The sequence below is a fragment of the Kosakonia oryzae genome (assembly GCF_001658025.2).
Lineage (GTDB): Bacteria > Pseudomonadota > Gammaproteobacteria > Enterobacterales > Enterobacteriaceae > Kosakonia > Kosakonia oryzae.
Genome location: NZ_CP014007.2, coordinates 1592038 through 1617916, shown reverse-complemented (window position 1 = coordinate 1617916; position 25879 = coordinate 1592038). Strand labels below are relative to the sequence as shown.

The window sequence follows — 25879 nt, the reverse complement described above, 5'->3', positions numbered from 1 at the left end:
AATATTAGTCAAAGCGGTAACCGCCATCCTGGGCCGGTTGTAGGAATTTGCACTCCAGCCCTTCATAGCAGCCCAGGCTGACAGTCAGATAGCGGCGCTTACAAGGTTTGCCGCTTTTCAACCCCAGAATAGCGGTACGGCCAAGCTGGATGCGGCGCTGTTGCCCAAGACGCGGCTCAGGCAGCAAACTCACCGGTACGGTCAGGCGCAGGCGAACATCTGATCGATAGCCCAGATACACGCGCAGCAACACCATCAGGTCAGTGTGTAGCTGACCACCGGGAAACCAGCCTTCGGCCTCGATCGGGTCACTGGTCGCCAGCCCCAGCAGAATACGGCTGCAGGCCTCTTTGCCGGTTTTACCCAGCGTGGCGCGCTGCGACAGGTAAACACGATTTTCTTTCCCCAGCCCACTGCGCTGAGCCACCTGCACGTTGACCGGATCCGGGCTGATAATCGTTGCGCTGGTATGCGGAGCCAGCAAACTAACCAGTTGGCGAATACCTTCAGCATTTCGGGTCGGCAGGCGCATAGCACCCAGTAGTGCCAGAAAACGGGAAACCGGGGTTGCCACATTTTCAGCAGTACCGGGAATACCCAGGCCTACCAGCCCCAGCAGACATTGCGAGGTCTCATCGGCGCCGCCCGCTGCAAACGTCGCCGGGTAAGCGTATTTACGCCAGATACGGTAGTACTGCGTAGTGATGCGGTGGCTAAAGATATCGAGAAAAGCCGTTGTGGCTTCATATCCTTCCCGCCGCTGGGCGATATCGTCCAGATAAGCGGTCGGTAGCGGCGAATCGACGCCGTACATTCCAAGGAATGTAGTGCGGACCGTGGGTGGCAGCTCCGGATGCTCTTCATCCGTTTCAACGGTGCGTAATTCACTGGACGGAAACCCCATCCCCGGCCAGGGGCGAAAGCGCACCGGATCGGCAGTTGGTTTCTCAGCAGTTCCCAGCAATGGCGCGTCGGGATTCTCCTGCTCAAGCAACTGGCAAAACCGGTAAAAGTTAATCCGCCAGATATCTTTGCCAAGCTGTTCTGTCAGCCCGGCACGTGCTGGCTGTGACTCTCTTTCCATCGCAGTCGTTTCCCTGTCGGTTGCAGTACCAGCGTGAGCTGATTGAAGAGGTGAATATCGGCATACAGCGCAAAGAAGCGGTGCAGCATTTCGCCAAAGAGATTCACATCACCCTCTCCGGCAAAGTTGTCAGCATTGAGCGTAACTTCAATCTCAACCCCGCGCAGCATGAAGCCACGTTCAAAGCGGCGCACCAGCGTGTGCTTCACCGCCACAATGGCTTCCAGGCGGCGGCGATTCATCTCATCGTCGGTCCAGTCATACAGCGCCAGCGTGCCGCGCAACACTTCCGGGTTATCCATCATGCTTAAAAAGCTGGAGCCCAGATGACTCATGACGCGCCAGTGAAAACGATCGTTTGCTGGCGGGTAAAGTGGCAGGCTCGGCGCACTGAGATTCAGGACCTTCACCGCCACCTTACCCGCCTTCACCACCCGATCGAGCAGCGTACTTTCGAGCGCCTTGCGGGGTATTTGCCCGTTGGTGCAGGTGATACGCATGGACAGCGATTCCGGTTTTTCAGAGAGCTGATCCATCTCAAACGAACGGCCACCGAGGATAAGCCAGGTGTCATACAACCCGGACGGGCCACGCTTCACGCGGGTGTGAAAATAACGTTCCGGCGCGTCGTGGCGCATCATGCCGCCACGATGGCGGAAGCTGGTGAACGGTACGTAAGGGTGCTTACCGTTTTTCACCGCGCCGTGGATGTTATCGACGCTGTAGATTTCCGTGTGACCGTCCTGAACGCGCAGCGGACGCAGCAAGTATTCATTTTCCAGAGGGTCGATGGTCAGCGGGTCCGCTTCCAGGGTGAAGAGGTTAATGACCGGCGAGCAGTGCAGGCGGAAGTTTTCGGTGGCAAACGGCATATCAGACGGCCAGCCGCCATCAAGCACGATGTCGATTTCAAACCAGGTGGTATTCGGGTTGAGCCCGGCCAACTCCAGCCCGCGCAGTTCAACAAACATAAACTTCTGCCGGAAGCTGAAATACTCCAGCAGCAACTGATAGCCGCTGAACGCAGCATCGCCTTTCGGCCACAGACGTTCGTTATCTTCAAAGCCCATCGGCTTGCACCAGCCGTTAAAGCGGATACGCCCGGTGTGAGTCGCTGCGTGCCGGGCATACATTGCATGCACCCGACGGGTCAGCGCCAGATGCAGGGCAGACGCCACCGGTCTTTCGGCATCCAGGTAGAGAGCGACTTTATCAATGCCGCTTTTGGCCCAGTCCACCTTGCTGCCGCACTCAAAGCGCAGGCGAATGGCGGCACGCCCGTCAGTCTCGGTCTGCAAACGGGCATCTGCCAGATAAATTGGCTGCAGGGTGATATCGCGGGTCGTGCGGTACTGGCAGACGGTCTTGTCCGGACCAACCGGACGCGATAGCACCGCGAAGCCTTCTGGCAGAATTTCAGCCTGCTTCAGGTGCTGCCATTCCGGATCAAACGCCACCACGGAGAGTGACGGAATGGTGCGCATATAGTGTGGCCAGAGCAGGCTTACCAGCCCTTCGGTCAGCTCCGGCAGGTCATCGTCGAGCTTTTCACGCAGGCGCCCCATCAGAAAGGCGAACCCTTCAAACAGGCGCTCGACGTACGGATCGCGGGCGCCGGTTTTATCCAGATTGAGCATGGCCGCGCGGTCGGGGTGGGCGCGGGCAAATTCTTTACCGGCTTCGCGCAGGTAGCGCATCTCTGCTTCGTAATAGCGCAGGGTTAAATCATCCATGCACGGTTTTCCTGAATGTCGTGGGTCAAAAAGAGAAAATCAGGTGCGGCCTTATCAACCGCATAACACCATCGCCCGGGCGGGATCGATGGCAATCAGGCCAGCCAGCAGCGCGTCCATTTCAGGGGCGAGGCGGGTTTTATCGCTTTCGCTGCGGCCTGCTTTCAGGCGCAACAGCTTCAGACGGCGGGCCTGCACTTCAAAAAACAGCGCAGGTTCCCAATCGTTGAGGGTCAGTTGTGGTGCACTACTCGTGAGTTCACCGAGCAGGTGGAGCGCCATTTCATTGCGTCCGAACTGCTCGGCAACGCGGGCCATCAGCAGACGAAGTAACCAGCGCCTGCGGGGAGAATCCATACCCGGACGACTCTGAAGCCAGCCAAGTGCTGCTTCCGGGCCGTCGCTATCGCCCTTTTCCATCGCCTCGACTTCCAGCGCGAGAATGTCGTCCGTTTGTCCTCCGCCAGCAACCGCGGCAGATTCATTGCCAAACCCCGACATATCTTCGTTCACCTTTTCAGCAATCCAGGTCAGCGTCACTTCATCGGCAAACGGCGTACCATCGCTCCAGGATAGCTGTTCGAGACCATGCAGACGGGCCAGCAGCAGTTTAAGATCGCTGAGAATGTAGTCCGCCCAGCCATCCCAGGGGTGTCCGGCTCGGGCCAGCCCTTGCCAGAGATACCACTGCAGATCGAGCCAGAAGCGGTTGCCGCCTTCGCAGAACATAGAGCTGGCCTGCTCCACCAGCTCCATCCAGTTCTGCTGCAGGTACAGACGCTTAAGCTGAGCACGATAATCCGGTTTAGGCGGTGAGAGACGAGTGCGGCCGCTGGCATCCAGCGCCGGGATTTGACCAACAGTATCCCAGCGAATCACTTTCATCAGCCGGTGCGACGCCAGCCAGCCATCCTGCCGATCGGCCAGCCAACGGGAGAGCATTTTCGACTGACTTAAAAATTCACCCTCGGACTTCACCACGGTGTCCGGGGAGAACGGCCTGACCGTTGAAACAGGCAAACTGTCGGCTGTACTGGTGTTTTGCGGCGTCAAACCATCCAGCCCGCCGGAGCCTGCCAGACGGATTTCCAGCGCGCGGGATAAACCGTCGAGAGAGGGGCGTTCGCGTTCCGGCCAGCTTTCCAGTTGGGTATCCAGCAAACTCAGCGCGGCTGCCGTCCGTGAGGTCTGCTCCCGGTTAGCATCCGGCCACAGTGAAAGGGTGTCCTGCATCTTTGTACTGTTCAGCCACTCAAGCGCGGACTTGCGTGCATTCGGGCGGCGCGGATGACATTGCTCACCGTAGCGGGTCAGCATGGCCGCCAGCAGTTGCAGCCCTTCACACAGCCCGGGCTCGCCCTCACGCTGCAGTCGGGCGAAGATATACCAGGTAACCACCCTTACGTCCCGGGCTGTGCGACAAAGAATTTTTTCAGCCAGCTGACAAAGCTTTTCTGGATCGGTGCCGGAAAGTTTGTTGATCTCCTCACGCATCAACTGGAAATCGTCGTCATAGGCTGGGTCTTCCCCTGCTCCGTCACCGTCCGCTAATGGTTTGAGCCAGTTATCCCATTGTGACAGGCTGCCCTGCTGACGAGCGAGCAGCGCTGACTGTTTCGCTTCATCGGGCATACACAGAGCCAGTAGCGCTTTTGCAGTAGCCATATTATTTCCCCGCCGTAGAGGTAAAGGTGTTATTCATGGCATCTGTGCTAACTGAGAAGATAGATTCCGGTAAGCGAAAGCCCTGCAGTTTCAGTAGCGCCAGCGGGCCATCACCCAGTTCGCTACGCATGATAAATTTCAGCGAGTTGCCGTCCGGGGTGATCCACATTAATTGAGTGCGGCTGCTGTCAAGCGGCGCGATCAGCGCTTTGTCGAGCAGGCGAATCAAGCCCCAGTTGCCCTGATGGTGTTCATAGAGGCGCATTTCTGCCGTATTGCTGCGCCAGCTCAAATCCACGCCTGGATAATAAGTGTTCCCGGGCCAGGTAAAGCTCTGCCAGCTTTCCATCTGGTTGAAGTAATCCAGATTCTGACCGTCCAGCGTCAGTTGCATCCGCGCAACCCCACGTGAAGGGCGGGCCATCAGTTCAAAATGAACGCCCGCATCACCCTGCGCGAAAATAATGTCGGAGATATCTGCCAGTTGGTTGATGGCCGCCAGAAACGCCGGGTTAACGGTCATGCCCTGGCTTGCAGAAGGATCAACCATCCAGTGGCTACCTTCCTGATGCAGAATGCCGCCCAGGTTGGTTTTGAGGAATGCCGCAATACGACCGGAATCACCACGCAGGAACTGAGCCAGAAGAGCAAGTGAGGCATCACTTCCCGTGGCTTTAAACGGATAGCGCCCGGCAAACGCCGTGTTCCACTGAGAGACAATCGTGCGCTGCCAACGAGCGTTCAGGCTGCCCGTTGCCGGGGCCAGCACCTGACGCCAGGCCAGATCCAGTGGCTGAACAAACAGCGCCTGAGCAAAGCCGTTCCACTCCAGTCCGAGACTTGCAGCGACCAGACTGCCATAGTCGCGAGTCTCGGTCAGATCGATAGCTTTGCCCTGGAAGACCGTCTGGGCCATCATCTGCGCCATTGCCTGTGGATCCGGGGCACTGGTAACCTGTTGAAGCTTGAGGCGCGCCTGCGTCACACGCGCCAGCCACGACTGGAAACTCAGGTTGCCATTGCTACCCGTGCCGTCTTTCCCGGCCATCAGGCTATTCAGCGGACCAAATACGCTATCCAGTGGGCCTTCTGGCCCCTTTGCCTGTACGATGAACTGCTGTGCGTTCTTATTGCTGCCCACCAGCTTTTTCGCAGAATCCATCAGCGAATCGGCGAGTGCCTCACCTTTGACCCCGGTCTGCCCCTGCCAGGCCAGCGTATTCATCAGCGCCACCAGCGGTGACTGACGCACATCCGCCAGCAGGCTGAGCTGGGCAATCGCTTCAGGCAGAGATTCTGCCTCATGCCACTGAATGCTGTTGACCATGTTCAGCCAGGCATTGCCAAAGTCGGTGAAATAGCGCCCGGTCAGACGCAGCCTTAGCGCTTGTGGTGATATATCACTGTCTGCCTGATGGGAGTTATCGGTCAGTACCCAGTCGATTTCATCGCGGCGGGTTTTCACTACCTCATCAATAGCGTTCTCGACCTGCTCTTCCCACGCCTGGCGAGTGAACATTCCCGGAACCACTTCTTCGGTGCTGAAAATGGTCGACGCGTCGGTATCACCGGTCATATCAGCGAGGGTTAAGTCTGGCCAGTTGCGGGCGATGCGCAGCAGCATCTCCTGATAGAGGCCTGACTCAGCATTACGCTGTCCAATCTGCTTGAGCAAAATCTGACGCACACTGCCAACCAGGTCGGTATCTGGCTTAATTTTCCATTCCAGGTGCGCAGGCAGGTTCTGAGCATAGAATCCGAGCAGTTTCGGGGCCAGGGTCTGCCAGGCGCTGTCGGCAACGCCAGATCGGGACGGCCAGACTTTCACCATATTTCCGGCAAACCAGATTGCCTCCGCTTTGTCCGGGCGCGCCAGCATCAGATAGCCCTTGAGCAGGTTATAAGCCTTTTGAAAGCCCGCAGTCCGTGCTGCACTGGCTGGAGGGAGTTCCACAAATACGCTCAATTGACGATGGAGCTCATCAACCAGCGCATCGCGCATCAGTATCTGGTTATTACGGGCATACAGTGGCCAGAGTGCATTCAGGGTCTCACGGTCCTGATTCAGGCCAAAGCGCGTATACCACGGCGCGCCGTGCGTTTCCCTGTCCTGCAGGCGGGCAACGGCCTGCTGCAGAACGAGCTGATTGCGCAGGCGCTCCGTCAACGGTTGCGTTGTATCGGCGGCAGCACGGGCAGTTTGCTGAGCCTGATAAATCTGAGCACGGTTAACCATCAGAGAAAGCAGTACTCCCGCGCCCCACAGCAAAACCAGCGCCAGCATCATCAGGCGCAGAACGCGCCGCCAGTGGAAACCGATTTTGCGGGCGTGAACATGCAAACAATCATCTTCCACAGCCTGCCAGGCCGGGTGACTCAGACGCGCGTGCGGCAGCGTGGAGGTTGCTGGCAGCACAGGGCTGAACATCAAGCCACGCAAGCGGTAAGGTACCGGACCGGTCATCAGGCTGGTCAACAATGGGATTAACTGTTGTTTAAGGCGGCCACATAATTGATTAGATAACTGCAGCAGCCAGCCGTGGCGGGTATCGCTCAGTAACATTGGCATACCCGCGCGACGCAGACGTGAGGAAAGCGTCGACAGTGACTCAACCGCAGCGTCCGGTGACGCCCCCGGTCCAAACAATGTGCCTGTCGCCGGAACGCCCTCACCTTCCTGACGCCAGGCTTCCTCGCGGATAAACCACAGCCAGACCGGCGCCTGCCAGCCAAACAGCGAATCACTTTTCTGTCGACTGCGAACCATCGTATCCAGCGCGGCGGCATCCGGGAGTTGTTTGCAGTCCATAACCTGCACAATACCGTCCACCGGGCGCTGAGGGCGCACCTCATTCAGCACGTCAACAAATTCCGGGTCCGGCGTGGTTTTTGCTGATCCGGCATGGATCAGGACAATACCGTCGTTTTCCTGCCAGTGATCACGCTTGAGCCCCGGAACCACGTTTTCGATATGGTCATCAGTACCCTGCACCAGCAGCAGGCGGACTTTCGATTTCCAGCGGTAGCCATAGCGCAGGCGGAGGTGGTCGATGATCGGGCCGGAAGTAAAGCACGTTATGTACTCGTCGGTGTGAAGAGGCGCTTCCGGCTGGGAAGAATTCCCGACGTTGTTACCCGCATCCTCGTTCTGATTGCCCCCCTTTTCCCCGGCGGTCACCGTCAACATTTGTGCAAACCACCCAGCGACCAGAATGACGATGACCAGCGCCAGGCAGAAAATAATCACACCGGGGTGACTGAAAGGACCTATGCGCACCGTAGCGGCTGTCTCTTCCGGGTAAATCCAGAGAAAACAGCCGACTATGCCGGTAATACAGAGCGCCAGGAAAATAATGGATGTGAGTGCGGACGGTCTTTTCATAACGAGCGGTAACAATCCCTGATTATTATTCTGAAGTGACAGCGCAGAGCTGTGTGTAGTCTGGTGATGATTCGGTCACAACAAGTTGTGCTTCTCGGTCGGCGATGCACTGGCGGGTCGCAAGAATTAAGGCTTGCCAGGGTGCCGTCACACCGGCGAAACCTGCCACGCTGTCGATATTGACGTAACGCTGTACCGTCAGTTCTGGCGCATAAATATCGCAGGCCGTGCTCAGCGTACCGCTGGTAGCCAGGGTTCCACCGGTAATCCAGCCACGCAGCTTCGCGTCTTTTTCAAGCCCAGCCCATAGCAACGCGTGGCGTAATGCATGGTTCATATCACCCGAGTAATTAATTTGCGGACGATGAATGCGTGCTGATTCAGGTGGAGTGTCTTTAAGGCGGCAGTTGGTCATCAGCACCACGGAAATGGCTTCCCCGGAATCATTCACAGGAACATCATTCAGTTGTGCGCTGAGGACCAGCAGCGCAGACGGTTTTGCATAGTGGTAGTCAAGCCAGTAATCAACGATCCGCAGACCAGAGAGGTCGCGGATGCGGATCACTCGCCGGGTTATCCCTGATAACCAACTGAGCGAGATATCCTGCGAACCTTCGGCAAGATCCAGTGCCAGATAACAGGTCAGGGATTCAGGTAAAGCCTCCAGTAATAAGTTGATGCGTTCCACCGCTTCGTGCCGATAAACATTCAACACATCAGACGCGTTACCTTCTTCAGCTAAACGGGAGTGCCTGACGGGCTTTCCCGCCCCACGGGGCATTACCGGTTGTAGTATCGGCACTTTAGCAAGTGCTGCGTTTTGCGTTGCCACATGCTGGCATTCCAGAGCATTCACCAGATACTCCCCCGCAAACCAGGCAAAACGCTGCCCACGTGCTTTATCATTATCGAAACGGGCTTCGATCCTTCGGTTCGCCGCATCCTGCCCAACGCTCTTGTATTTGTAGCCCGCCCGACGGGCCGAGAACAGAGCCCCCCAAAGTAGCGCGGGCAATACGGCAGCAAAAAGCCAGAAACCGGGGCCGGAACGCTCACCCTCCCAGAACAGAAACGTCAGCCCCATCCCCACAGCCAAAACCACGACGCCGAAAATCAACCAGCGACTGGTTGCCGGACGCGGCGGTTTGGCTTTTTTCTCCGGGATCTGTTCCAGAATGACTGGCATGGCTTACCCCACCAGTGCATCAGGCAGAGAAGTGATTAGTGTGCAACCACAGGCACATTTATGACCATGAAATGCCACCGGGACCCCGTTATCGAGATAGTCCGGGTTGCCTCCGGTAATAACGGTTGACCCATGCCCTGGCTGTGGGCAAAAGACTTTATCGCCTTTACGGGCGACACCAATACCACCAAAAACCATGGTGGAGGAGCCTGACTGAACTGTGCCGCCGTGGGTAGTTTTATCGCCGATTCGAACGATTCCTTGCATAGCATTTCCTTAATAAACCGTTATATATACAAAATGAGCAATAGCCGTATTTGTTACATTCATAAACTCTATGCAGAGGACCTGATAATAATCCTCGCTGTTGAGATACTTTTGTAACTGTCGTGTCCGTGAATTTATTTATGTGATCATGCAGAATAACCAAAAGGCCTCAGCATGCGGATCGTCCAAATTACATTCAGCGTCCGTATTTTCATTACTGAATCAAAAGATGAATCCTGACATGTATGTTTCTATAGCGTTTAAATGACATTATTTGGCACAGACTATTTTCTAAATCACCTTTATTTCTATAAAACTGATATATATCCTCTTTATTTTGGAGTGTCATTAATGGGAGGTATCCAATTTTCACATTAATAAAATGGGGCATGTTTATTTTGACCTGCTCCCCATTGGTTAACACACGACGATGTTAGTAATGTCTTCATTAGCAACGTGAGGACATCCCCATGAAGAAGCGTTTTTCTGACGAACAGAGCATCAGTATTCTCCGCGAGGCCGAGGCTGGTATTTTCGCCCGTGAGCTTTGCTGTAAGCATGCTATTTCTGACGCAACCTTTTACACCTGGCGTAAGAAGTTTGGTGGCATGGAAACCCCTGAAGTAAAACACCTTAAGTCGCTTAAAGAAGAGAATGCCCTTCTCAAGAAGTTGCTTGCAGAAGCCAAGCTGGATAAGGAAGCATTACAGGCAGCGTTGGGCCGAAAGTACTGACGACAGACCACAAGCGGGAAGCTATTGTAGTGATGTGTAAAACGACGGGTCTGTCGCAACATCGAGCCTGCAGGCTGGCTGGTTTGTCCCTGTCGACGTGCCACCATCAGGCGAAGCGTCCGGAGGTTGATACGTATTTATCCGGGCGCATCACTCAGCTGGCGCTTGAGCGTCGGCGTTTTGGTTACCGTCGTATATGGCCCCTACTGCGACGAGAGAGCCTGCGTGTTAATCACAAGCGCGTGTACCGACTTTATCATCTCAGCGGCCTGGGTGTTTAGCGCAGACGACGTCGTAAAGGCCTGGCAACAGAACGTCTTCCATTGCTCCTTCCTGCTGCTCCTAACCTGACGTGGTCGATGGATTTCGTCATGGACGCACTGGCTACCGGACGCAGGATCAAGTACCTGACCTGCGTCGATGATTTCACGAAGGAATGCCTGACAGTCACTGCTGCCTTCGGTCTGTCGGCATTCAGGTCACATGTATTCTGGACAGCATTGCGTTATTTCGTGGCTATCCGGCAACGATCAGAACAGATCAGGGACCAGAGTTTACCTGCCGGGCACTGGACCAGTGGGCCTTTGAACATGGCGTTGAACTTCGGCTTATTCAACCGGGCAAGCCGGCACAGAACGGGTTTATCGAAAGCTTTAATGGTCGATTTCGAGATGAGTGTCTGAATGAGCACTGATTCAGCGATATTGTTCACGCCAGAAACATCATTAATGACTGACGGCAGGACTATAACGAGTGTCGGCCTCATTCCTTACTGAATTATCTGACGCCAGCGGAGTTTGCAGCAGGCTGGCGAAATGGAAAAAACGAAGATAAACAAACCGACATCACTAACTGATTATTATGTTTAATGCTGGGGGAAGGTCAGCAATATTCCAGGTAACACTTACCCTCTGCCCATCTATAAGTTCTTCGCCCTGTTGCGTCTATGAATATGTGCCGAAACGCATATTTATTCCTCTTCACAATCGTCACGACTGGTTTTAGCAACAAACTTTTCGATGCTGATTAATCGGATTACTTCCTACAAAAAATAACTACCAATGACAATCTGTGCCATCACTATTGTATGCATTGGTGTTATCTTCAAAACGAGTAATCGCATTGGTTCTGGATTTATACTCAAATTGATAGAACCGAGCACCTTGCGACATTACGGTATAATAACCATTAATTTTACCATTTATAAACTCAGCCCATTTTATAGTGAACTGATCAGGGCCGCCTTCTTCATTTTTCTCGGTAGTGCTACTTACATAAATCAATGGTATGGCTACTTTTGATTTCTGATATTTAACGTAACCTAAGCTAATCCCATCTTGATCAATCTGCACAAACTTCACATTAGTTTTACCTGATGTAAAACATCCAACAGACTGCCCCCCCTCAGCAAAAACAGCACAGGAAGCGGTAGCCAGAACCAATCCTAAGGCTAATAATTTCATTGCAACATCCCTATTCTTTGATTGATATACTCGAGCACATTTACATATTCAATACCATATATTTTCTTATGTGGAGTGCTTGTTGGAAAAGGTGACGAGGCCAACAATTCTTTTGCTCTTTTATAGCCTTTAAGAGCCTCTTCAGCATTTTTGTCTGTTCCACTTCTATGACCAGAAGGATCGTGCCAGAGGCCCCAGGCTAATGAATATACTTTACTTTGATAAATGGAACTCGTCTCAAATGAGAATACGCCATTGTCACATTGTTTATTTAAATGCTCACCACCTAAACTTTTAACTGCTGAGCTAAAAATTGACAGCCTATCGTTATAACCATTAAATCCACCGTTAATTACAGCAGTAACCTTATTAAAATCATCATTTTTAGCGAACTCACTCAACTTTCTACTCACATCATAATACCAAAATGCAGACAAAACACTGTGAGGAAGTCTGGTTAGCTTATCTCTGGCACTATCTCCTGACGTTACATCTTCACCAATATACTCACCATACTTTTCATAGTTTGCGCGCAATGTTATTTGAATTAAACCTCTACCATACCATGGTTGATATGATGCTCGCTCTCCATGTATTTCTTTAGTGAATCTGAAATTTCCACTTTCATGCAGCACTTGTGCTAAAAAATGAGCCTTTTCTCTACATGTTGTAATTCCAAATTTTTTAAACCCGTTGTTCATTTCGGTGAGATAAGAGCTTAAAGTATCAGCACCTACTCCAACAATGAATTTCTGAAGCTCTTCTAAAGTTATGTCCCGATCGCAAGCACACGAACTTCCATTTAAAGTATTCAAAAACATCACCGGATGCATATGCCAGACCGCTTTACCCGATGTAAAGGGTTCTACCTGGCTCATCCACTCCATATCATCCAGCCATTTCTTCGTGAATCCTATCCGAAGCGGATCGTAGGTCTCAAAAAACTTTTCCCATTTTGGAGCGCTACTGCCTCCAAACCACTCGCTTTCATGTTTCACTATCAAACGGGCAGCGATATCGCGGATCCCCATTTCGGGGTGGTGAACTGCGTTATACAGCTCCTGTCCGGACAACTCTCCGTCTTTATCATTGTCTAGTTTATCTGCCATGGCTTTGTAAAAGTCAGCCATCTGCTGTTGTTGAATACCACGCTCAGGACCCACCCGCCTTGAGAAAGTCTCAAAAGTGGATTGAACCCACTGTTCGTTCAACGACTTCGACATATCTGGTGTGGATTCCTGGGAAAAAGCAGAAAAACCAAGCTTATTTAAATCATATTGAGTGATTTCTTCTATGTCATTCTGGCTCAGCCAGCTCTGGTCACTAATCTGATAATATTTCTTCCCGCCACTCTCTTTCGAATTACACGTATCTGCCGGGAGAATGCTATGGATATCTTTCCCGACCTTAGCCGATGTCTGTGTAAAGGTATCGTCTGTATTCGTATACAGCAGGCCCTCTGGCTTGATACGGATATATTTACGCCCGGCCGTTATCTCTCCGGGATTATTCAGAAATGCCGGCATACGGCTATCTGCACTGAGCATTTCGATATGTGCATAGGTACTGCGACTGACCTGCCCCATCCCCGCCGGTACAATATCGTTACCCAAAAAGCCGATCGCATCCCCGGCACTGATGTTCAGTGTTGCCTCCGGTTTTGCAACTGCATCGAAGATTCCCTTAGCTACCGCTCTCCGCATCCAGACAGGCAAGTGTGCATACTGTTCGCCATCTTCAGCCATATATTCAGGCAAAAGAGTCACCCAAAATAATTTTCCGCTTACATTCCCGTCTTTATCAAGTTGCTGCGCCAGCCCAAACGGTTGTGCTACTGACTGATTTAAAAAGGTTGCTTCTTTAAGAATAAGAACCCGGCTCCCTTTTACCAGCTTCCCATCCTTACCAGGGGCAAGTGCCGGAGTATCTGCATTTTGTCCACTCTCATACCCTCCAGACTTGCGCTTCGTTACTGTACTTTTCGCTTTCAGACATCTGCATTTCTGAAATGCCGAGAGCGGAGCCAGCCCCATATATAGTGAGTAAAACTCAAACCAGGTATTTTCTTTTTCAGGGTCTGGCTTGCAGATTGATTTCACGAGTACAAATGTCGTCGAGTATTGCAATGTTTGTCTGTTGTAGATGTCTGTTTTATAGTCCTGATTCAGTCGCCAGGCCACTACTTCCCCGTCAGCCATACATTGAACCGGAACAACTGAATCCATCGTGCCAGGTTTCAGGGCTGAGCCTGGCGCGGAAATTTCCGTAAGGTGAATACCGCCATGCCACATACGATTTGTACCGGCGAGCCATGATCCATGAGGCTCTCGCCCGATAAGGCCCATCATTTCATCCAGCGTGGCGTAGTTTTCTCCGTTTTTCTTTCGGGCAGGAAAACATGTTTTCATTCGGGCAGTCCTTAGCGTGACATAATGCCGTCTGACTCAGGTGGCACAAGTTCAAGAGTGGATTTATCGAAAACGGGCGGTTCGCACTGCATATTTGCACCCGTCATCGGGACCTGATAGCGCGAAGCTTTGGTAATAAAGTCCCCGTTCGTCCCGTGCTCAATCCCGCTTTCACTCAGCTTCAGGTAGGAACCACCGCCGTTCAGGGTCAGGGTTTTCGGGGTGCTGATGGTGATTTCATCTTTACTGCTGGTGATCGTGAACTGCTGGTCGGAGCTCATCTCAAGCGTGCTGTGCTGGGCGCGTACTTCTATGCTTCCCTGATTGGCAATGACCTTCGCCCCGCCTTTATGGGCAAACAGCCCCAGCGATTGTTCTGCACTCACCGTGACACTCTTCATTGCCCCGATATCAACATGCTGGCCTGCGGTTACCATGGTGTTTTTCGTGCTGGTCAGTTGCAGATGTTCCCCGGAGGTAAGGGCAACTCCCTGAGGGGCTGAAGCCAGCACCACGGCGGCCTGCAGATCTTTCAGGCGGTTCTGGATCAGGTTGTTTTGTGTCTGAATATCGCAGGTCAGGGCTTTCGCCTGTTCGGCAGCACCGTTCAGCGCCAGCATCTCGCTGTTGGCCTGAGTTATCAGCCTGACCGCTGGATTCATCTCCAGCACTTGCCCCTGGCCTTTAGCCTGAGCATCTGCTGTCAGGTAAACCCCACGGGCAGCACGCATGGCTCCAAACTCATCGGTGCGCAGTTCAAAACCCGTACCGCGCTTTTCGCGCTGGAAATCAACAAGATGGCCAATGTTGAGTTGGGTCTTGCCAAACTCCGTCGCGAGCTTGATGTGCTCTTCCTGCCGCTTATCTTCCAGGCGGAGTTTGTTGTTCGCCGGGGTACGCAGGACGTTGCGCGTGTGATTATCGTCAGTGACGTGATCCGGGTGTTCAGAATCGTGTTGGGCATAGGCGATGTACGGACGGTCAGGGTCTCCAGCATCGAACATCACTGAGACTTCAGTACCGTCGAGCAGTGGCGCATGGAAGCCGTAATTATCTCCGGCATACGGCTTCGCCATACGCAGCCACAGATAGGCATAACCCTGCTCGCTGTCGCTACGGTCGAAATCCAGCTTCGTGCGGTAGCGACCCTGATTGTCCAGCCAGGCATAGGTATCGCCTTTCTCGGTGCTTTCCACCCGTGCAGGTAGTGTACCGGCAATCACCGGGCGATGATGTAACGGTGGGCGATAGCACACGGCTTCGCTATAAGGGATCCCGGTAAAGGTCATCTTAAAGCTTTGCTTACGCGAACCACTACTTTGCACACCTGTAATGACGATACCGTTTTTCAGGCTGGCAGGGAGCGAACCCTGCGGCTCAAGCACCTCGCCCGGTGCCAGCACCGGGCTGGTTGTTTTACCAATGACCGTCTGCTGCATATTCAGAATACGTTCATGGCGCAAGCGGGCATAATACGCCCCACTCTCCGGGGTTTCGGTATCCCCTGCGCTCAGAAACGGTTCTGCGTAGTGGTACACCTCACCCGTGGTGATGCCATCGGCAGTGCTGACAGAGACAGAACTGTCCTGTGGCGTCAGCGCCTCGCGGTAGTTGTAATCGCGGTTGGTTACGCTTTCTGACACCACCTGATAGCAGGTTTTAATATCCCAAACGCTGAGCTGCCCGTTATCGCTGGTGCGTGACGGCTGAATCAGAGGCAGAGTCACGCCAAACTGATAGTGCTCCTGGCTGTCCTGGAAAATCACCACATCCTTTTCGAGGCGACTATCCATTTCAAAGCGCCAGAAGATGCCGACTTCGGCAAGAAGGCGCTGCACGAATTCCAGATCGGTTTCGCGCCACTGGGTGATCAGTTCGCGTGCCGGATAACTCTGCGACAGACGGAATTCAAAATCAGCGCCTTCCAGCCCATGAGAGCGCAGGATCTTCTCCACCACTTCAACAATGGACTGATTGAGGTAAATCTCGCTGCGCTTTGTGTGTTGCAGCAGCGCGATGCGCGGCACAATCTTCAGCATGTACCAGGTTTCATCTGCTGAAGTCGAGAGGCGCTGGAATGTCTGAACCACGCCATAAATGGTACGTACTGGTGTGGTGGGTATACCGTTATATAACGGAACCTGGAGCGTGAACGACGCCGGTTTAAGCAACATACTGTCACTGGCAATATCGCTTTCGGTACAGGTCACTTTGACGGTGTAGTGCCACGGTTCGCTGAGTTTTTCTTCCGCCTGAAAATTGAAAACATCCAGAAAGTGCGGGCACTCGTGAACGTCCAGCCTGTAGCGGGACATTCCCCGAAGTTCGTCGATTTCTTCCTTCGCAAGGGTAATCACGAAATCACTCATCCTTTTATTCCTCTCTCCCGCACTTTCTCTGTAATCAACCTCTATTTAGATAAATAACGAAATGTAGATAGTCAGGAATTATTGCCCGTTAAATAGGAAATTCTTTCGTGCGTCATTTTTGTCTGGCACTGGTAAATAGTAATCTGCTGCTGCGCATTAATCGTCTCTGATTTACCATCTGGAAGTTTTCCACATTTCGCCACTTTATTATTAACCCATGCAATCTGCTCTTTCTTCATTGAATTTCGTGCTGAGTCGGGTAATTCCTTCCATACTGCATTCAGCTCACGATCTGCGCTTACATAAGTGGACCTTGCGGAATTCAACGAGTTCTGCGAAAGAGTACTAATAATCTGGTCTTTATTTACAGCCAGTACGCTCATGTTGAACAAAGCAGCAGAAGCATCAATCCTGCTGAAGTTGCTAAATAAAACATCCTTATTATTATCAGCTAGTTTGGCATTATAGGTAACACCGTTCCAGGTTACGCCGCTGTTGTTTACCTTTCCATACCCGCCAGTAACATAGCGCAAATAATCTGGAACCTTACTTATCACATCCAGCGTATCTTGCGGGATTTTAATTGAAACAGTAGCGCTACAATCCAGACCATAGCTTCCTTCACTGGAAGTTGATATATTCGCAACGATGACTTCCATGCTATTCAGCATATTCTCATAAACTGAAACTGGTTTATCGTAATTAAACCTGGACTTTACAAGGAAGTCACTTTGCAACATACCCGACGCATCATTTTTTATATAATCAGCAAGCGCTTTTACTGCATCATCTCTGCCACACTTAAAATTGTTTGAATCAAATAATCCGGCATTTGCCGCACCAGAAAACGCTACGATTACGCTTAATAAGGCCATCTTTTTGAACATTTTTTATTTCCCTTTTTAGATATTGATTTAATTCCGTAGTTTGTTTACTGCTTACTCAGCCCCAAACACCAGCGCAACCCCCTCTTCGTCACTCCACCCCAACGTCAGCGTGGTCGGCTTCTGTTTTGCAGCCATATAAGCCAACAACTGCTGGCTCAGCACCGGCAGAATTTGCTGGTTGAGCAGGCTGTCGATGTTGCGAGCGCCAGTATCCGGCAGCAGGCAGGCGGCAGTCAGGGCGTCAAACAGAATCTCGTCGATATGCGTGACCAGTCCGTAATGTCGATGTAAGCGCTTGCTGACCTGTAACAGCTTCATTTCTAAAATAGTGCGCATCGCTGCTTCCGACAGCGGACGGTAAATCACCGTCTGGAAGCGGGCGAGCAGCGCAGGCTGGAAATGATCACGCAAAATCGGACGCAGCAGTTCGTGCAAATCGCCTTCCGTTGCCTGCGGTTTTGCATCCAGTTGTTGCATCAGGTGGTCGCTGCCGAGGTTGGAGGTCATCAGAATGACGGTGTTGCGGAAGTCAATTTCGCGTCCTTCGCCGTCGCGCATAAACCCGCGGTCGAAAACCTGATAGAACAGGTTCATCACATCGCGGTGGGCTTTTTCTACTTCATCAAGCAGTACCACGCTGTACGGACGCTTGCGCACCGCTTCAGTCAGAATACCGCCCTGACCGTAACCGACGTAGCCGGGAGGTGAGCCTTTCAGTTGGGAAACGGTGTGCGGCTCCTGGTACTCCGACAGGTTGATGGTAATCAACGCTTTATCACCGCCGAACATCACATCTGCCAGCGCCAGTGCGGTTTCGGTTTTCCCCACGCCGCTTGGGCCAACCAGCAGGAACACGCCCTGCGGACCGTTCCCGGAAGTGAGGCCGGTTTTCGCCGCTCGCAGACACCGGGCGATGGCTTCAAGCGCGACATCCTGTCCGACCACACGTTTGCCGATTTCATTTTCCAGGCTTAGCAGTTCGGTCTGCTCGTCTTTCATCAGTGAGGACAGCGGCACACCGGTCCAGTCGGCAACCACATTGGCGACGGTGCGTACATCCACATCCACAGAGAGCAGCGGGTTGCTGTGCTGCATGCCGTTCAGTGCCTGTTGCAGCTGGTAAGTCTCACTCTGGCGGGTGATATCCTGGCGGCTCTCCAGCAGTTGTTCGGTAAGCGTGAGCTCCTGACTGTACCGGGTCTCCAGTTCGTCGAGTTCCATAGTCAGGCGCACTTCTTCCTGCTCAATCGCCGCCAGGCGTTCACCATGTGTCTGATTACCGACGGCAATGTCTTCCAGCAGCGCCTGCTTCTCCATGGCAAGGGAGGTAATTTGCGCGCGGATGCGGGTCAGCGGTTCCGGTACGGTATCAAGACTCATGCGTACGCGGGCGGCGGCAGTGTCGAGCAAATCGACAGCTTTGTCCGGTAGTTGGCGCCCCGTCAGATAACGTCGCGAAAGCGTGACGGCAGCGCGAACCGCGTCATCGGTGATATGGACGTTATGGTGTTCGGCGTAACGAGATTTCAGGCCGCGCAGCATCAGGCAGGCGGTGTCATCGCCCGGCTCGTCCACTTTTACCATCTGGAAGCGGCGCTCCAGAGCGGCGTCGCGCTCGAAGTATTGTTTATATTCAGACCAGGTAGTGGCAGCAATGGTACGTAACTCGCCACGCGCCAGCGCAGGTTTCAGCAGGTTGGCCGCATCTGCACCACCCGCCTGGTTGCCCGCGCCAATGATGGTGTGCGCTTCATCGATAAACAGCAGAATCGGCACCGGCGACTGTTGCACGGCGTCGATAACATTTTTCAGACGCTGTTCAAATTCGCCCTTCACGCCAGCTCCAGCCTGCAACAGGCCGAGGTCGAGAGTGCGCAGAGCAACAGCTTTGAGTGATTGCGGGACATTGCCTTCGGCAATACGCAGCGCGAGGCCTTCGACCAGCGCAGTTTTCCCCACGCCCGGCTCGCCCACCAGGATGGGGTTGTTCTTGCGACGACGGGAGAGAATGTCCACCATCTGGCGGATTTCCGTATCGCGGCCAAACACCGGGTCGATTTCACCTTCTTTCGCTCTGGCGGTGACGTCGAGGGTGAATTTATCCAGCGCATTTTGCAACGCCGGGCTCAGTTCGCCCTCTTTCACTTCGGCATTTACCGGGCGGCCGACTATTTCAGCATCGCCACTGTAGCTCTGGGCCAGCCCGGCGTGCTGTTGTACTTCCGGGCGTTCGTCAGACTGCGCATCCAGCAACGGGTGCAGGCGCTCCAGTTGGTTCTGGCCCAACGTCAGCAGCGGCCACAAGCCATCACAGTTAATCAATTTCGGGCTTTCGGCCAGCGCGGTTAGCAGGTGCAGGCCGCGAATCTGTTCTTCGCCTTGTAATGACGCGGCCATCCATGCCTGCTTCAGCAGTATGTTGAGGGAGTCTGCCAACTGCGGGCGGCTACGCACCGAGCGCGGAAGCGCATCCAGCCAGCACAGTAGCGCTTGCCACATACCGTCCATATCCCACTCATAACGTCGGGCCAGCACCGTGAGGTCGCCTTCGCCCTGCTCCAGCAGTTTCAGCAGCCAGTGCTCCGGCAGAATTTCTGCATGGGCTCGGGTCTGGCACAGGGATGCAGCCCCTTCCAGCGCACGGGCGCAATAAGGATTAAGGCGACGTAACAGGACGGCTGAGTTTTCCATTTTTCTCTCTCTTAGGTTTTCCTGGGCACGCTACCGCCCATCGCTTTCCCTTTTGACAAGGAACCCAAAGCGCATCAGGTCAGGCAGATTGTGTAATTCTTTGCTGAACGCCTGTAAGGACAGACACTCAGCAAAAAACTGCGGACAGGTTGTACTGTCCGCATCAGGCTTACGCGGTGGCGCGTTCGTTCCAGGAATCGGAATGAATGATGTTGCCGTCTTTATAGGTCCAGGTGATTTTTTCGTAGCGCAGCTCGATCTGCTCAAGGTGGTTATGCTTCTCGAAAGAAGGATCCTTAATGTCGTGCATCACCGGATTCACTTTCACCACTTTCACGTTTTCCAGTTTGGTGTTGAAGTACTCCACTTCCTGGCCAGCATCGTTGATTTTGTACCACCGGAATTCCGCAGACTTCAGGGTCTGACCGGTGGTCACCGCCTTGTACAGATACGGGCTGGACGAGTCGATTTCTTTGGTGAACAGGAACGGGGTGTGGATACGGGTACCGGTCAGCTTGCCGGTGTTGTTGTCGGTCGGGATGTACAGGTTATGCTCCTGAGCCACCACTTCGATGCTGCCTTCACGATCCTGTACATCAACAGAACCTTTAATGTCCGCGCCGCCGTCATCTTTCAGCCAAAGGTAAACAGGAATTGCCATCGGATTTACTCCATTTAGTGTTGAGAAACGTCATCATCCTGCGATGACGCCGGGGTTTTGCCCGGTATCAGACAGGCATTGGCCTGCGGTACCAGACTAATTTCGACACGGCGGTTGAGCGCACGGCCTTCCGTAGTGTCATTGGTTGCTATGGGGCGACTTTGACCGTAGCCCTGCACCGCAAAACAGCTTTCCGGTACATCACCGTTGTCACGAATCCAGTCGCGTACCGCGCTGGCGCGTTGCAGGGATAACGACTGATTGAGCTTCGGATCCCCGGTGCTGTCGGTATGGCCTGCCACTACAATCAGCCAGCCCGGCTTCGCTTTAATACCTACCAGGGTGTTGATCAGCATTTTGGTGGACCCGACTTTGAGCGCCGATTTGCCAGAATCGAACAGCGACATGCTGTCGAGAAGGACAATTTTCGCTACCGGTTCGGACTTCGGCTGCGGTTTGGGCGGCGGAGGTGGAACCCAGGTATCAATGGCCTGCTGAATGCTCAGCCACAAACGCTCGCCCGGATAAAGCCCCAGACCGTAACGCTGCGGTGTCCCCTGGCGCTGCCAGCGTTCCAGCAGCAAGGCATCCTGTTGCAGGGCATGTAGTGACTGCGCTTTCGATGTGTAGTGCGTCATTGGAATGGCGTACCAGCGCTGCAGATCGGAGGCGATCCGCCCGATAAGAGACTGGTTGTGCAGGACGGACAAGCCAAGCGCGCTGACGATGCAAAGCAACAGAAACATCACCACACCACGCCCAGTTTTCCCGCCCTGAAGAGGCATGGCATAAGGCGCAAGCAACGGCAGAACTGGATCAGCAAAATGCCACAGCGCCGGATACGTTGAGCGGGTTGCCGTTGGTAACAGTTTCGAATGGCGGAACAACCACTGCGGCCAGATAGCCTCTGCCCGCGTACGGACTGCCCCGCTTCGAACCACTACCGCAAACGGCGTGACAGCCGGACATAGCCTGTCCGTTTTCGTCAGTTCATCCATCATCACCTGTTGCAGCAGCCCCATCGAATGAGACAAATACGGCAAACGGATCACGTTTTCAGGCAGAGCGCTCCATTCATTCAGTGTCAGCGCAGGCTCATCTGTCGGACAGACCAGCGGCGTTTTACCCCGAATCACAATCCAGGGCGTTTCCGGGCCGGAAAACTCGCCAGCCAGCACGACAGGAGGCAGATAGCCGGAAAAATTCTTTAGCTGGTTCACCTGCTGGCGTAGAACCTTCAGGGAAGCACGCAGTAGCCCTTCATCTTCATGCAAATCCGGCAGGCAGCGGAACATCACCACAAGTTGCCCGGCCATACGTGGTTCACGCGCCAGTAAACGATCAGCAAATTTGCTTAACTGATCCGTGGAACCCACTTTCAGATAACAGCCCTGCGCCGTGGTACGACACCCGCCTTCCGCAAACAGAGGGTCGTTAAGATCGCCACACAGCAGCAAAACTGGCCCGGTAAAACCTGACGGTGGGTAAACACCCTCATCAGCATGCTGCCCGGCAGGTTGCTGGCAACGATAGCGGCGACATATCAGCAACATCGCCACAATTATCCCTACCAGCGTCAGCAGGCCTTTGGTCAGCACGAAGAAATTCAGGAATCCCCACATCAGCCAAAGCGCGGCAACCAGACAAATCAGCACCGGAAATGCAGCCCGTAACAGTGCAGATTTTCGCATCAGCGCAGCTCCGGTAATTGCTGATGCAGAAGATCCTGCAACCACAGGTGACCACCAGCCCAGAGCAGTGACGTGAGTACCACAGCCAGAATGATCCAGAACCACACTGAACGCAGAACGTTGTACCGGCGCTTGCCGGTCTTCTGTACGACCAAATCAACACTCGCCTCAAGCGGCTGAACTCGCGCATTCAGGGCAGCAATGACTTCTTCACGCTGTTCTTGTCCGACGCCGAACAGGCTGAACTGCCCCTGGAACCCCAGCGCAAGAACACGCTGGTAGCAGGTCAGCACTGCCGGAACCGGTGACGGCTGACGCAGCACTTCAGCAATGCGCTCATACAAAGCCCCACCCGCACGTAACGAGCCAAAGTAACGGGCCTGCAACGGAGCTGCGCGCCAGGCTTTGATGCCTTCATCCACATCGGCCTTCTGCGGAGCCTCAGTTTCAGATTCAAAGCCCGGCGAATGCGTCTCTGCATCCGCAGACACGGGCTTGCGGTTCATCACCGCTTCATCCAGCAGGGCACACTGCGCATAAGAAATATGCGTGATGCTTTCGCTGTCGTAACCGGCGAGCTCCAGCGCCTCACGTACGTTTTCCACCTGTGCACAGCAGTTTTTATACAGCGCATTACCATCCGGAGCTCTGGCACCGTGACGCAACTGCGCCACGGTGAGCCAGGTGTCCGCCATCAGGCTGTCGATATCGATATCCTTTCTCATGAACGCAGCACCGCAAACAGTTCAAGTTCAAGCTCGCCCAATAATGACGGTACGTAGAACAGGCACACGCCCTGTTCCAGCATGTCATGCGCCGCACGGCTCTCCATATCCAGCACGAAGTACTGATTTTCCAGGCGCACCGGCAGTGCGGCAGGAACACGGCTGAGAGGGATAAGACCAATACCTTCCATTGCCACGCCGGAAATCTGGCCAACATCATCCGGGGTGCCGGCCATGGCCATTTCGGCAAATTTCTCAGCCACCTGCCAGGCAGGCAGATTTGAACGGACAGACAGGTAGAAATCAGCTTCTTCTCGCAGACGAATATCGTGCAACACCGCTTTCCAGGTCTGCTCGTCCTGGCGAATCATGTTCACGGCAACAACGCGTGACGGTAGGCTGGCTTCCAGCAGCTCACTGATAAGTTCAAATAATGGCGGGAAGGTATTTTCCGGTACCTGATGGTCATAGCCCGGAATGGCATCCAGATCGCGATCCAGTGAAAATGTCATCATACTGCCTGCAAGTCGCGCCAGTTCTGCCCACACCTGTTCAGGATGACGGGCCGGGATGCGTTCGAACTCAGTCAGCACGCGGGCGTGAGTATTCAGCGCATTCAGCAACCAGAACAACGACACGTCGGCAACCGCAAAGTCCGCCATGCGGTCGTTGCTTTCGCGGCGCATCTCCATCAGACGCTGGCGACGGGAGCGCAACTGGCGGTTCAGCAGTACCAGACGCTCGTACAACAGGCTGCTTGCGGAGAACATAGCCATCGGCGGCACAAAGTCCGGATCCAAACGCCAGCCGCCCTGGCCGTCACGAAACAGACGAGCTACGGCACAGGTCTGCCAGGCATCGTTACTTTCATGGTCAAAGCGGAAAGCAAGATTAAAACGAGCCACAGCCATTGGCTCTTCTTCCTGACCAAACGCATCCTGAACTGTCACCCACTCTTCGCGATAGCGCAGCGGACGTTCGGCAGGCACAGTTTCGGTCTGGACATTGATGATGCCGGCTTGCATCACCGGTAGTGCAACCAGCACGGTCACCCTGTCCGTCTGGCCGGAATCCGGCAGCACCACTTCCCTCGGCTCAGGCGGCAAATCACTATTTTGTGTGTCAATCAGCGTGCCATCCGGTAGCCACAAACGCAGGGTCTGCGCCTGCACCCGACCGGACGCGAGGAGTGCGTCATTGAGTTCGACACGCTCAACCCCCCAAGGAAAAGGGCTGAAAAGCAGGGACAATCCAGTACGGGAAAAAGCTTCCCACGCGGACTGCTGCTGAAACTGCTGAGGGGCCAGAAGGGCCCCTTCATTCCATAACGGACGATAAATCTTCATCCCTGGTATTCTCTCGCCTTATGATTTGGCTTTCGGCATCTGGGAAACCAGTGACAGGTTGACGTCCATACCTTCCACCTGGAAGTGCGGGATGGCATACAGCTTCACGCGAAAGAAACCGGGGTTATCCTCGATATCTTCCACTACCACTTTGGCGTCACGCAGCGGATGTGAGGCCTGCAGTTCGTCGCCAGGATCGGTCATTTCCGTTACCAGACCACGAATCCAGGTGTTCAGCTCCAGTTCCAGCAATCGGCGATCTTTAGTGGTGCCGATGTTTTCGCGTTGAATAAGCTTTAGATAGTGCGCGATACGCGACAGCAGAAAGATGTACGGCAGACGCGAATTAATGCGGCTGTTAGCGGTCGCATCCGCTGTGTCGTACAGCGCCGGTTTCTGCGTTGAGTTTGCCGAGAAGAAACACGCGTAATCGCGGTTTTTGTAGTACGACAGTGGGATAAAACCGAGGTTGGCAAACTCAAATTCGCGCGTTTCCGGGATCATCACCTCGGAAGGGATTTTCACCTGATTACCGGTACCCAGATCGTACAGATGAATTGGCAGATCCTGCACAGCGCCACCCGCTTGCGGACCACGAATCTGAACACACCAGCCGTTATTGATAAAGCTGCGAACCATGTTTGCAGCAAAAGCAAACGAAGCGTTGGTCCACAGATATTTGTTGTGATCCGGGCCTTTCACCTCTTCGATGTAGTTGAAGCTACGAACAGGTACGGTGTCAGGACCATAAGGCAGACGCCCCAGTACACGTGGCATCACCAGACCGATATAGCGGGCATCGTCCGTCTCACGGAAGGATTTCCACTTGATGTATTCAGCGCGATCAAAGTAGTTACCGATATCTTTGATGGCCGCCACATCCTCCATGCTGTCTTTCAGGAAGAATTTCGGGCCTGCCGAGCCGATAAACGGCATATGCGCCGCGGCAGAGACTTTAGCGATATTACGCATCAGCGCCACATCCTGCGCCGAGGCATCAAATTCATATGCAGAAATCAGCGCTGCAATCGGCTCTCCGCCCGGGGTGTCGTACTCATCGATATAGGTGTGTTTATACAGCCCGCTCTGGATGATTTCCGGGCTGTCCTCGAAATCCTGTCGCAGGTCTTCTTTGGACATGTCCAGCAGCTCAATTTTTACGTTCTGGCGAAAATCCGTTTTATCCACCAGCGACTTCACACCACGCCAGAGGCTCTCTGCAGCCTGAAACTCCTCATGGTGCATCACCGCATCCAGTTGGCGGCTAATCTGATAATCGAGTTCTGCAATATGATGGTCTATCAGGTTCTTATCGAGCTTTTCAATTTTAGAACCAGCTTTTGTCAGACACTCCAGAAAAACCTGCATTCCAGCGGTCAGACGCTCATCTGCGGTGGCATCAGACATTGCCTGCGCATCCTGCCAGATATCCAGAGCACTCAGTTCAGAGACCGGATTCAGGTTAATTTTTTCAAACAGAGAAGCATAAACCCCACCTGCCGCAGGACGATCCAGAACCACGCTTTCGCCACCAGCAATATTTTCATTTTGTACAGACATGAGCATTCCTTGATTAATCCGTTAAAA

16 protein-coding genes and 1 pseudogene are annotated in these 25879 nt (G+C 53.6%); 1 reads left to right on the top strand and 16 read right to left on the bottom strand.

The window, feature by feature from the left end:
• Nucleotides 1–4 precede the first annotated feature (4 nt).
• Genes tssG through AWR26_RS07790 form a run of 6 tightly spaced genes read right to left on the bottom strand, consistent with a single transcriptional unit; the run spans nucleotide 5 to nucleotide 9317 of the window.
• Nucleotides 5–1084 carry a type VI secretion system baseplate subunit TssG gene (gene tssG, locus AWR26_RS07815; protein ID WP_064564776.1) on the bottom strand — a complete coding sequence of 360 codons (1080 nt, stop codon included), beginning with the start codon at nucleotides 1082–1084 and terminating at the stop codon, nucleotides 5–7.
• Nucleotides 1048–2817 (bottom strand): type VI secretion system baseplate subunit TssF, encoded by a 1770-nt coding sequence (tssF, locus tag AWR26_RS07810; RefSeq protein WP_064564774.1) that lies wholly within the window; start codon nucleotides 2815–2817, stop codon nucleotides 1048–1050. Before tssF ends, tssG begins: the two co-directional genes overlap by 37 nt.
• A 54-nt stretch (nucleotides 2818–2871) precedes the next feature.
• Entirely contained in the window at nucleotides 2872–4482 is a 1611-nt protein-coding gene (gene tssA / locus AWR26_RS07805; RefSeq protein ID WP_064564772.1) for a type VI secretion system protein TssA, read from the bottom strand.
• Nucleotide 4483: 1 nt separating this feature from the next.
• Complete coding sequence (locus AWR26_RS07800; protein ID WP_064564770.1) at nucleotides 4484–7864, bottom strand: ImcF-related family protein; 3381 nt, start codon at nucleotides 7862–7864, stop codon at nucleotides 4484–4486.
• Nucleotides 7865–7889: 25 nt separating this feature from the next.
• Complete coding sequence (locus AWR26_RS07795) at nucleotides 7890–9050, bottom strand: hypothetical protein (RefSeq protein ID WP_064564768.1); 1161 nt, start codon at nucleotides 9048–9050, stop codon at nucleotides 7890–7892.
• Between the two features lie 3 nt (nucleotides 9051–9053).
• Entirely contained in the window at nucleotides 9054–9317 is a 264-nt protein-coding gene (locus AWR26_RS07790) for a PAAR domain-containing protein (RefSeq protein WP_071892638.1), read from the bottom strand.
• Between the two features lie 470 nt (nucleotides 9318–9787).
• On the opposite strand from AWR26_RS07790, the pseudogene AWR26_RS07785 reads away from it, so the two are divergent.
• Nucleotides 9788–10907, top strand: a pseudogene (locus AWR26_RS07785) (IS3 family transposase).
• Between the two features lie 199 nt (nucleotides 10908–11106).
• On the opposite strand, the gene AWR26_RS07780 reads toward AWR26_RS07785, so the two are convergent.
• From AWR26_RS07780 to tssC, 10 genes are all read right to left on the bottom strand, one after another.
• Entirely contained in the window at nucleotides 11107–11514 is a 408-nt protein-coding gene (locus tag AWR26_RS07780; RefSeq protein ID WP_064564764.1) for a hypothetical protein, read from the bottom strand.
• Entirely contained in the window at nucleotides 11511–13922 is a 2412-nt protein-coding gene (locus AWR26_RS07775; RefSeq protein ID WP_064564762.1) for a glycoside hydrolase family 19 protein, read from the bottom strand. The genes AWR26_RS07780 and AWR26_RS07775 overlap by 4 nt, the downstream gene beginning before the upstream one ends.
• Before the next feature lie 11 nt (nucleotides 13923–13933).
• A complete protein-coding gene (locus AWR26_RS07770; protein ID WP_064564760.1) occupies nucleotides 13934–16291 on the bottom strand; it encodes a type VI secretion system Vgr family protein in 2358 nt (785 codons plus the stop codon).
• Nucleotides 16292–16362: 71 nt separating this feature from the next.
• Nucleotides 16363–17178 carry a lysozyme inhibitor LprI family protein gene (locus AWR26_RS07765; RefSeq protein ID WP_064564758.1) on the bottom strand — a complete coding sequence of 272 codons (816 nt, stop codon included), beginning with the start codon at nucleotides 17176–17178 and terminating at the stop codon, nucleotides 16363–16365.
• A gap of 51 nt (nucleotides 17179–17229) precedes the next feature.
• Nucleotides 17230–19869 carry a type VI secretion system ATPase TssH gene (gene tssH / locus AWR26_RS07760; RefSeq protein WP_064564756.1) on the bottom strand — a complete coding sequence of 880 codons (2640 nt, stop codon included), beginning with the start codon at nucleotides 19867–19869 and terminating at the stop codon, nucleotides 17230–17232.
• A gap of 169 nt (nucleotides 19870–20038) precedes the next feature.
• Nucleotides 20039–20530 (bottom strand): type VI secretion system effector Hcp, encoded by a 492-nt coding sequence (gene hcp / locus AWR26_RS07755; protein WP_043952827.1) that lies wholly within the window; start codon nucleotides 20528–20530, stop codon nucleotides 20039–20041.
• A gap of 14 nt (nucleotides 20531–20544) precedes the next feature.
• Nucleotides 20545–22221 carry an OmpA family protein gene (locus AWR26_RS07750; RefSeq protein WP_064564754.1) on the bottom strand — a complete coding sequence of 559 codons (1677 nt, stop codon included), beginning with the start codon at nucleotides 22219–22221 and terminating at the stop codon, nucleotides 20545–20547.
• Entirely contained in the window at nucleotides 22221–22946 is a 726-nt protein-coding gene (tssL, locus tag AWR26_RS07745) for a type VI secretion system protein TssL, short form (protein WP_064564752.1), read from the bottom strand. Before tssL ends, AWR26_RS07750 begins: the two co-directional genes overlap by 1 nt.
• Complete coding sequence (gene tssK, locus AWR26_RS07740; protein WP_064564750.1) at nucleotides 22943–24292, bottom strand: type VI secretion system baseplate subunit TssK; 1350 nt, start codon at nucleotides 24290–24292, stop codon at nucleotides 22943–22945. Before tssK ends, tssL begins: the two co-directional genes overlap by 4 nt.
• A gap of 18 nt (nucleotides 24293–24310) precedes the next feature.
• Nucleotides 24311–25858, bottom strand: a complete 1548-nt coding sequence (gene tssC / locus AWR26_RS07735; protein ID WP_064564748.1) for a type VI secretion system contractile sheath large subunit — start codon at nucleotides 25856–25858, stop codon at nucleotides 24311–24313.
• Nucleotides 25859–25879 lie beyond the last annotated feature (21 nt).

What these genes read in the sequence shown, in the direction of transcription:
- tssG (WP_064564776.1), bottom strand. Translation starts at nt 1,084, where the DNA reads ATGGAAAGAGAGTCACAGCCAGCACGTGCCGGGCTGACAGAACAGCTT.
- tssF (WP_064564774.1), bottom strand. Translation starts at nt 2,817, where the DNA reads ATGGATGATTTAACCCTGCGCTATTACGAAGCAGAGATGCGCTACCTG.
- tssA (WP_064564772.1), bottom strand. Translation starts at nt 4,482, where the DNA reads ATGGCTACTGCAAAAGCGCTACTGGCTCTGTGTATGCCCGATGAAGCG.
- AWR26_RS07800 (WP_064564770.1), bottom strand. Translation starts at nt 7,864, where the DNA reads ATGAAAAGACCGTCCGCACTCACATCCATTATTTTCCTGGCGCTCTGT.
- AWR26_RS07795 (WP_064564768.1), bottom strand. Translation starts at nt 9,050, where the DNA reads ATGCCAGTCATTCTGGAACAGATCCCGGAGAAAAAAGCCAAACCGCCG.
- AWR26_RS07790 (WP_071892638.1), bottom strand. Translation starts at nt 9,317, where the DNA reads ATGCAAGGAATCGTTCGAATCGGCGATAAAACTACCCACGGCGGCACA.
- AWR26_RS07780 (WP_064564764.1), bottom strand. Translation starts at nt 11,514, where the DNA reads ATGAAATTATTAGCCTTAGGATTGGTTCTGGCTACCGCTTCCTGTGCT.
- AWR26_RS07775 (WP_064564762.1), bottom strand. Translation starts at nt 13,922, where the DNA reads ATGAAAACATGTTTTCCTGCCCGAAAGAAAAACGGAGAAAACTACGCC.
- AWR26_RS07770 (WP_064564760.1), bottom strand. Translation starts at nt 16,291, where the DNA reads ATGAGTGATTTCGTGATTACCCTTGCGAAGGAAGAAATCGACGAACTT.
- AWR26_RS07765 (WP_064564758.1), bottom strand. Translation starts at nt 17,178, where the DNA reads ATGTTCAAAAAGATGGCCTTATTAAGCGTAATCGTAGCGTTTTCTGGT.
- tssH (WP_064564756.1), bottom strand. Translation starts at nt 19,869, where the DNA reads ATGGAAAACTCAGCCGTCCTGTTACGTCGCCTTAATCCTTATTGCGCC.
- hcp (WP_043952827.1), bottom strand. Translation starts at nt 20,530, where the DNA reads ATGGCAATTCCTGTTTACCTTTGGCTGAAAGATGACGGCGGCGCGGAC.
- AWR26_RS07750 (WP_064564754.1), bottom strand. Translation starts at nt 22,221, where the DNA reads ATGCGAAAATCTGCACTGTTACGGGCTGCATTTCCGGTGCTGATTTGT.
- tssL (WP_064564752.1), bottom strand. Translation starts at nt 22,946, where the DNA reads ATGAGAAAGGATATCGATATCGACAGCCTGATGGCGGACACCTGGCTC.
- tssK (WP_064564750.1), bottom strand. Translation starts at nt 24,292, where the DNA reads ATGAAGATTTATCGTCCGTTATGGAATGAAGGGGCCCTTCTGGCCCCT.
- tssC (WP_064564748.1), bottom strand. Translation starts at nt 25,858, where the DNA reads ATGCTCATGTCTGTACAAAATGAAAATATTGCTGGTGGCGAAAGCGTG.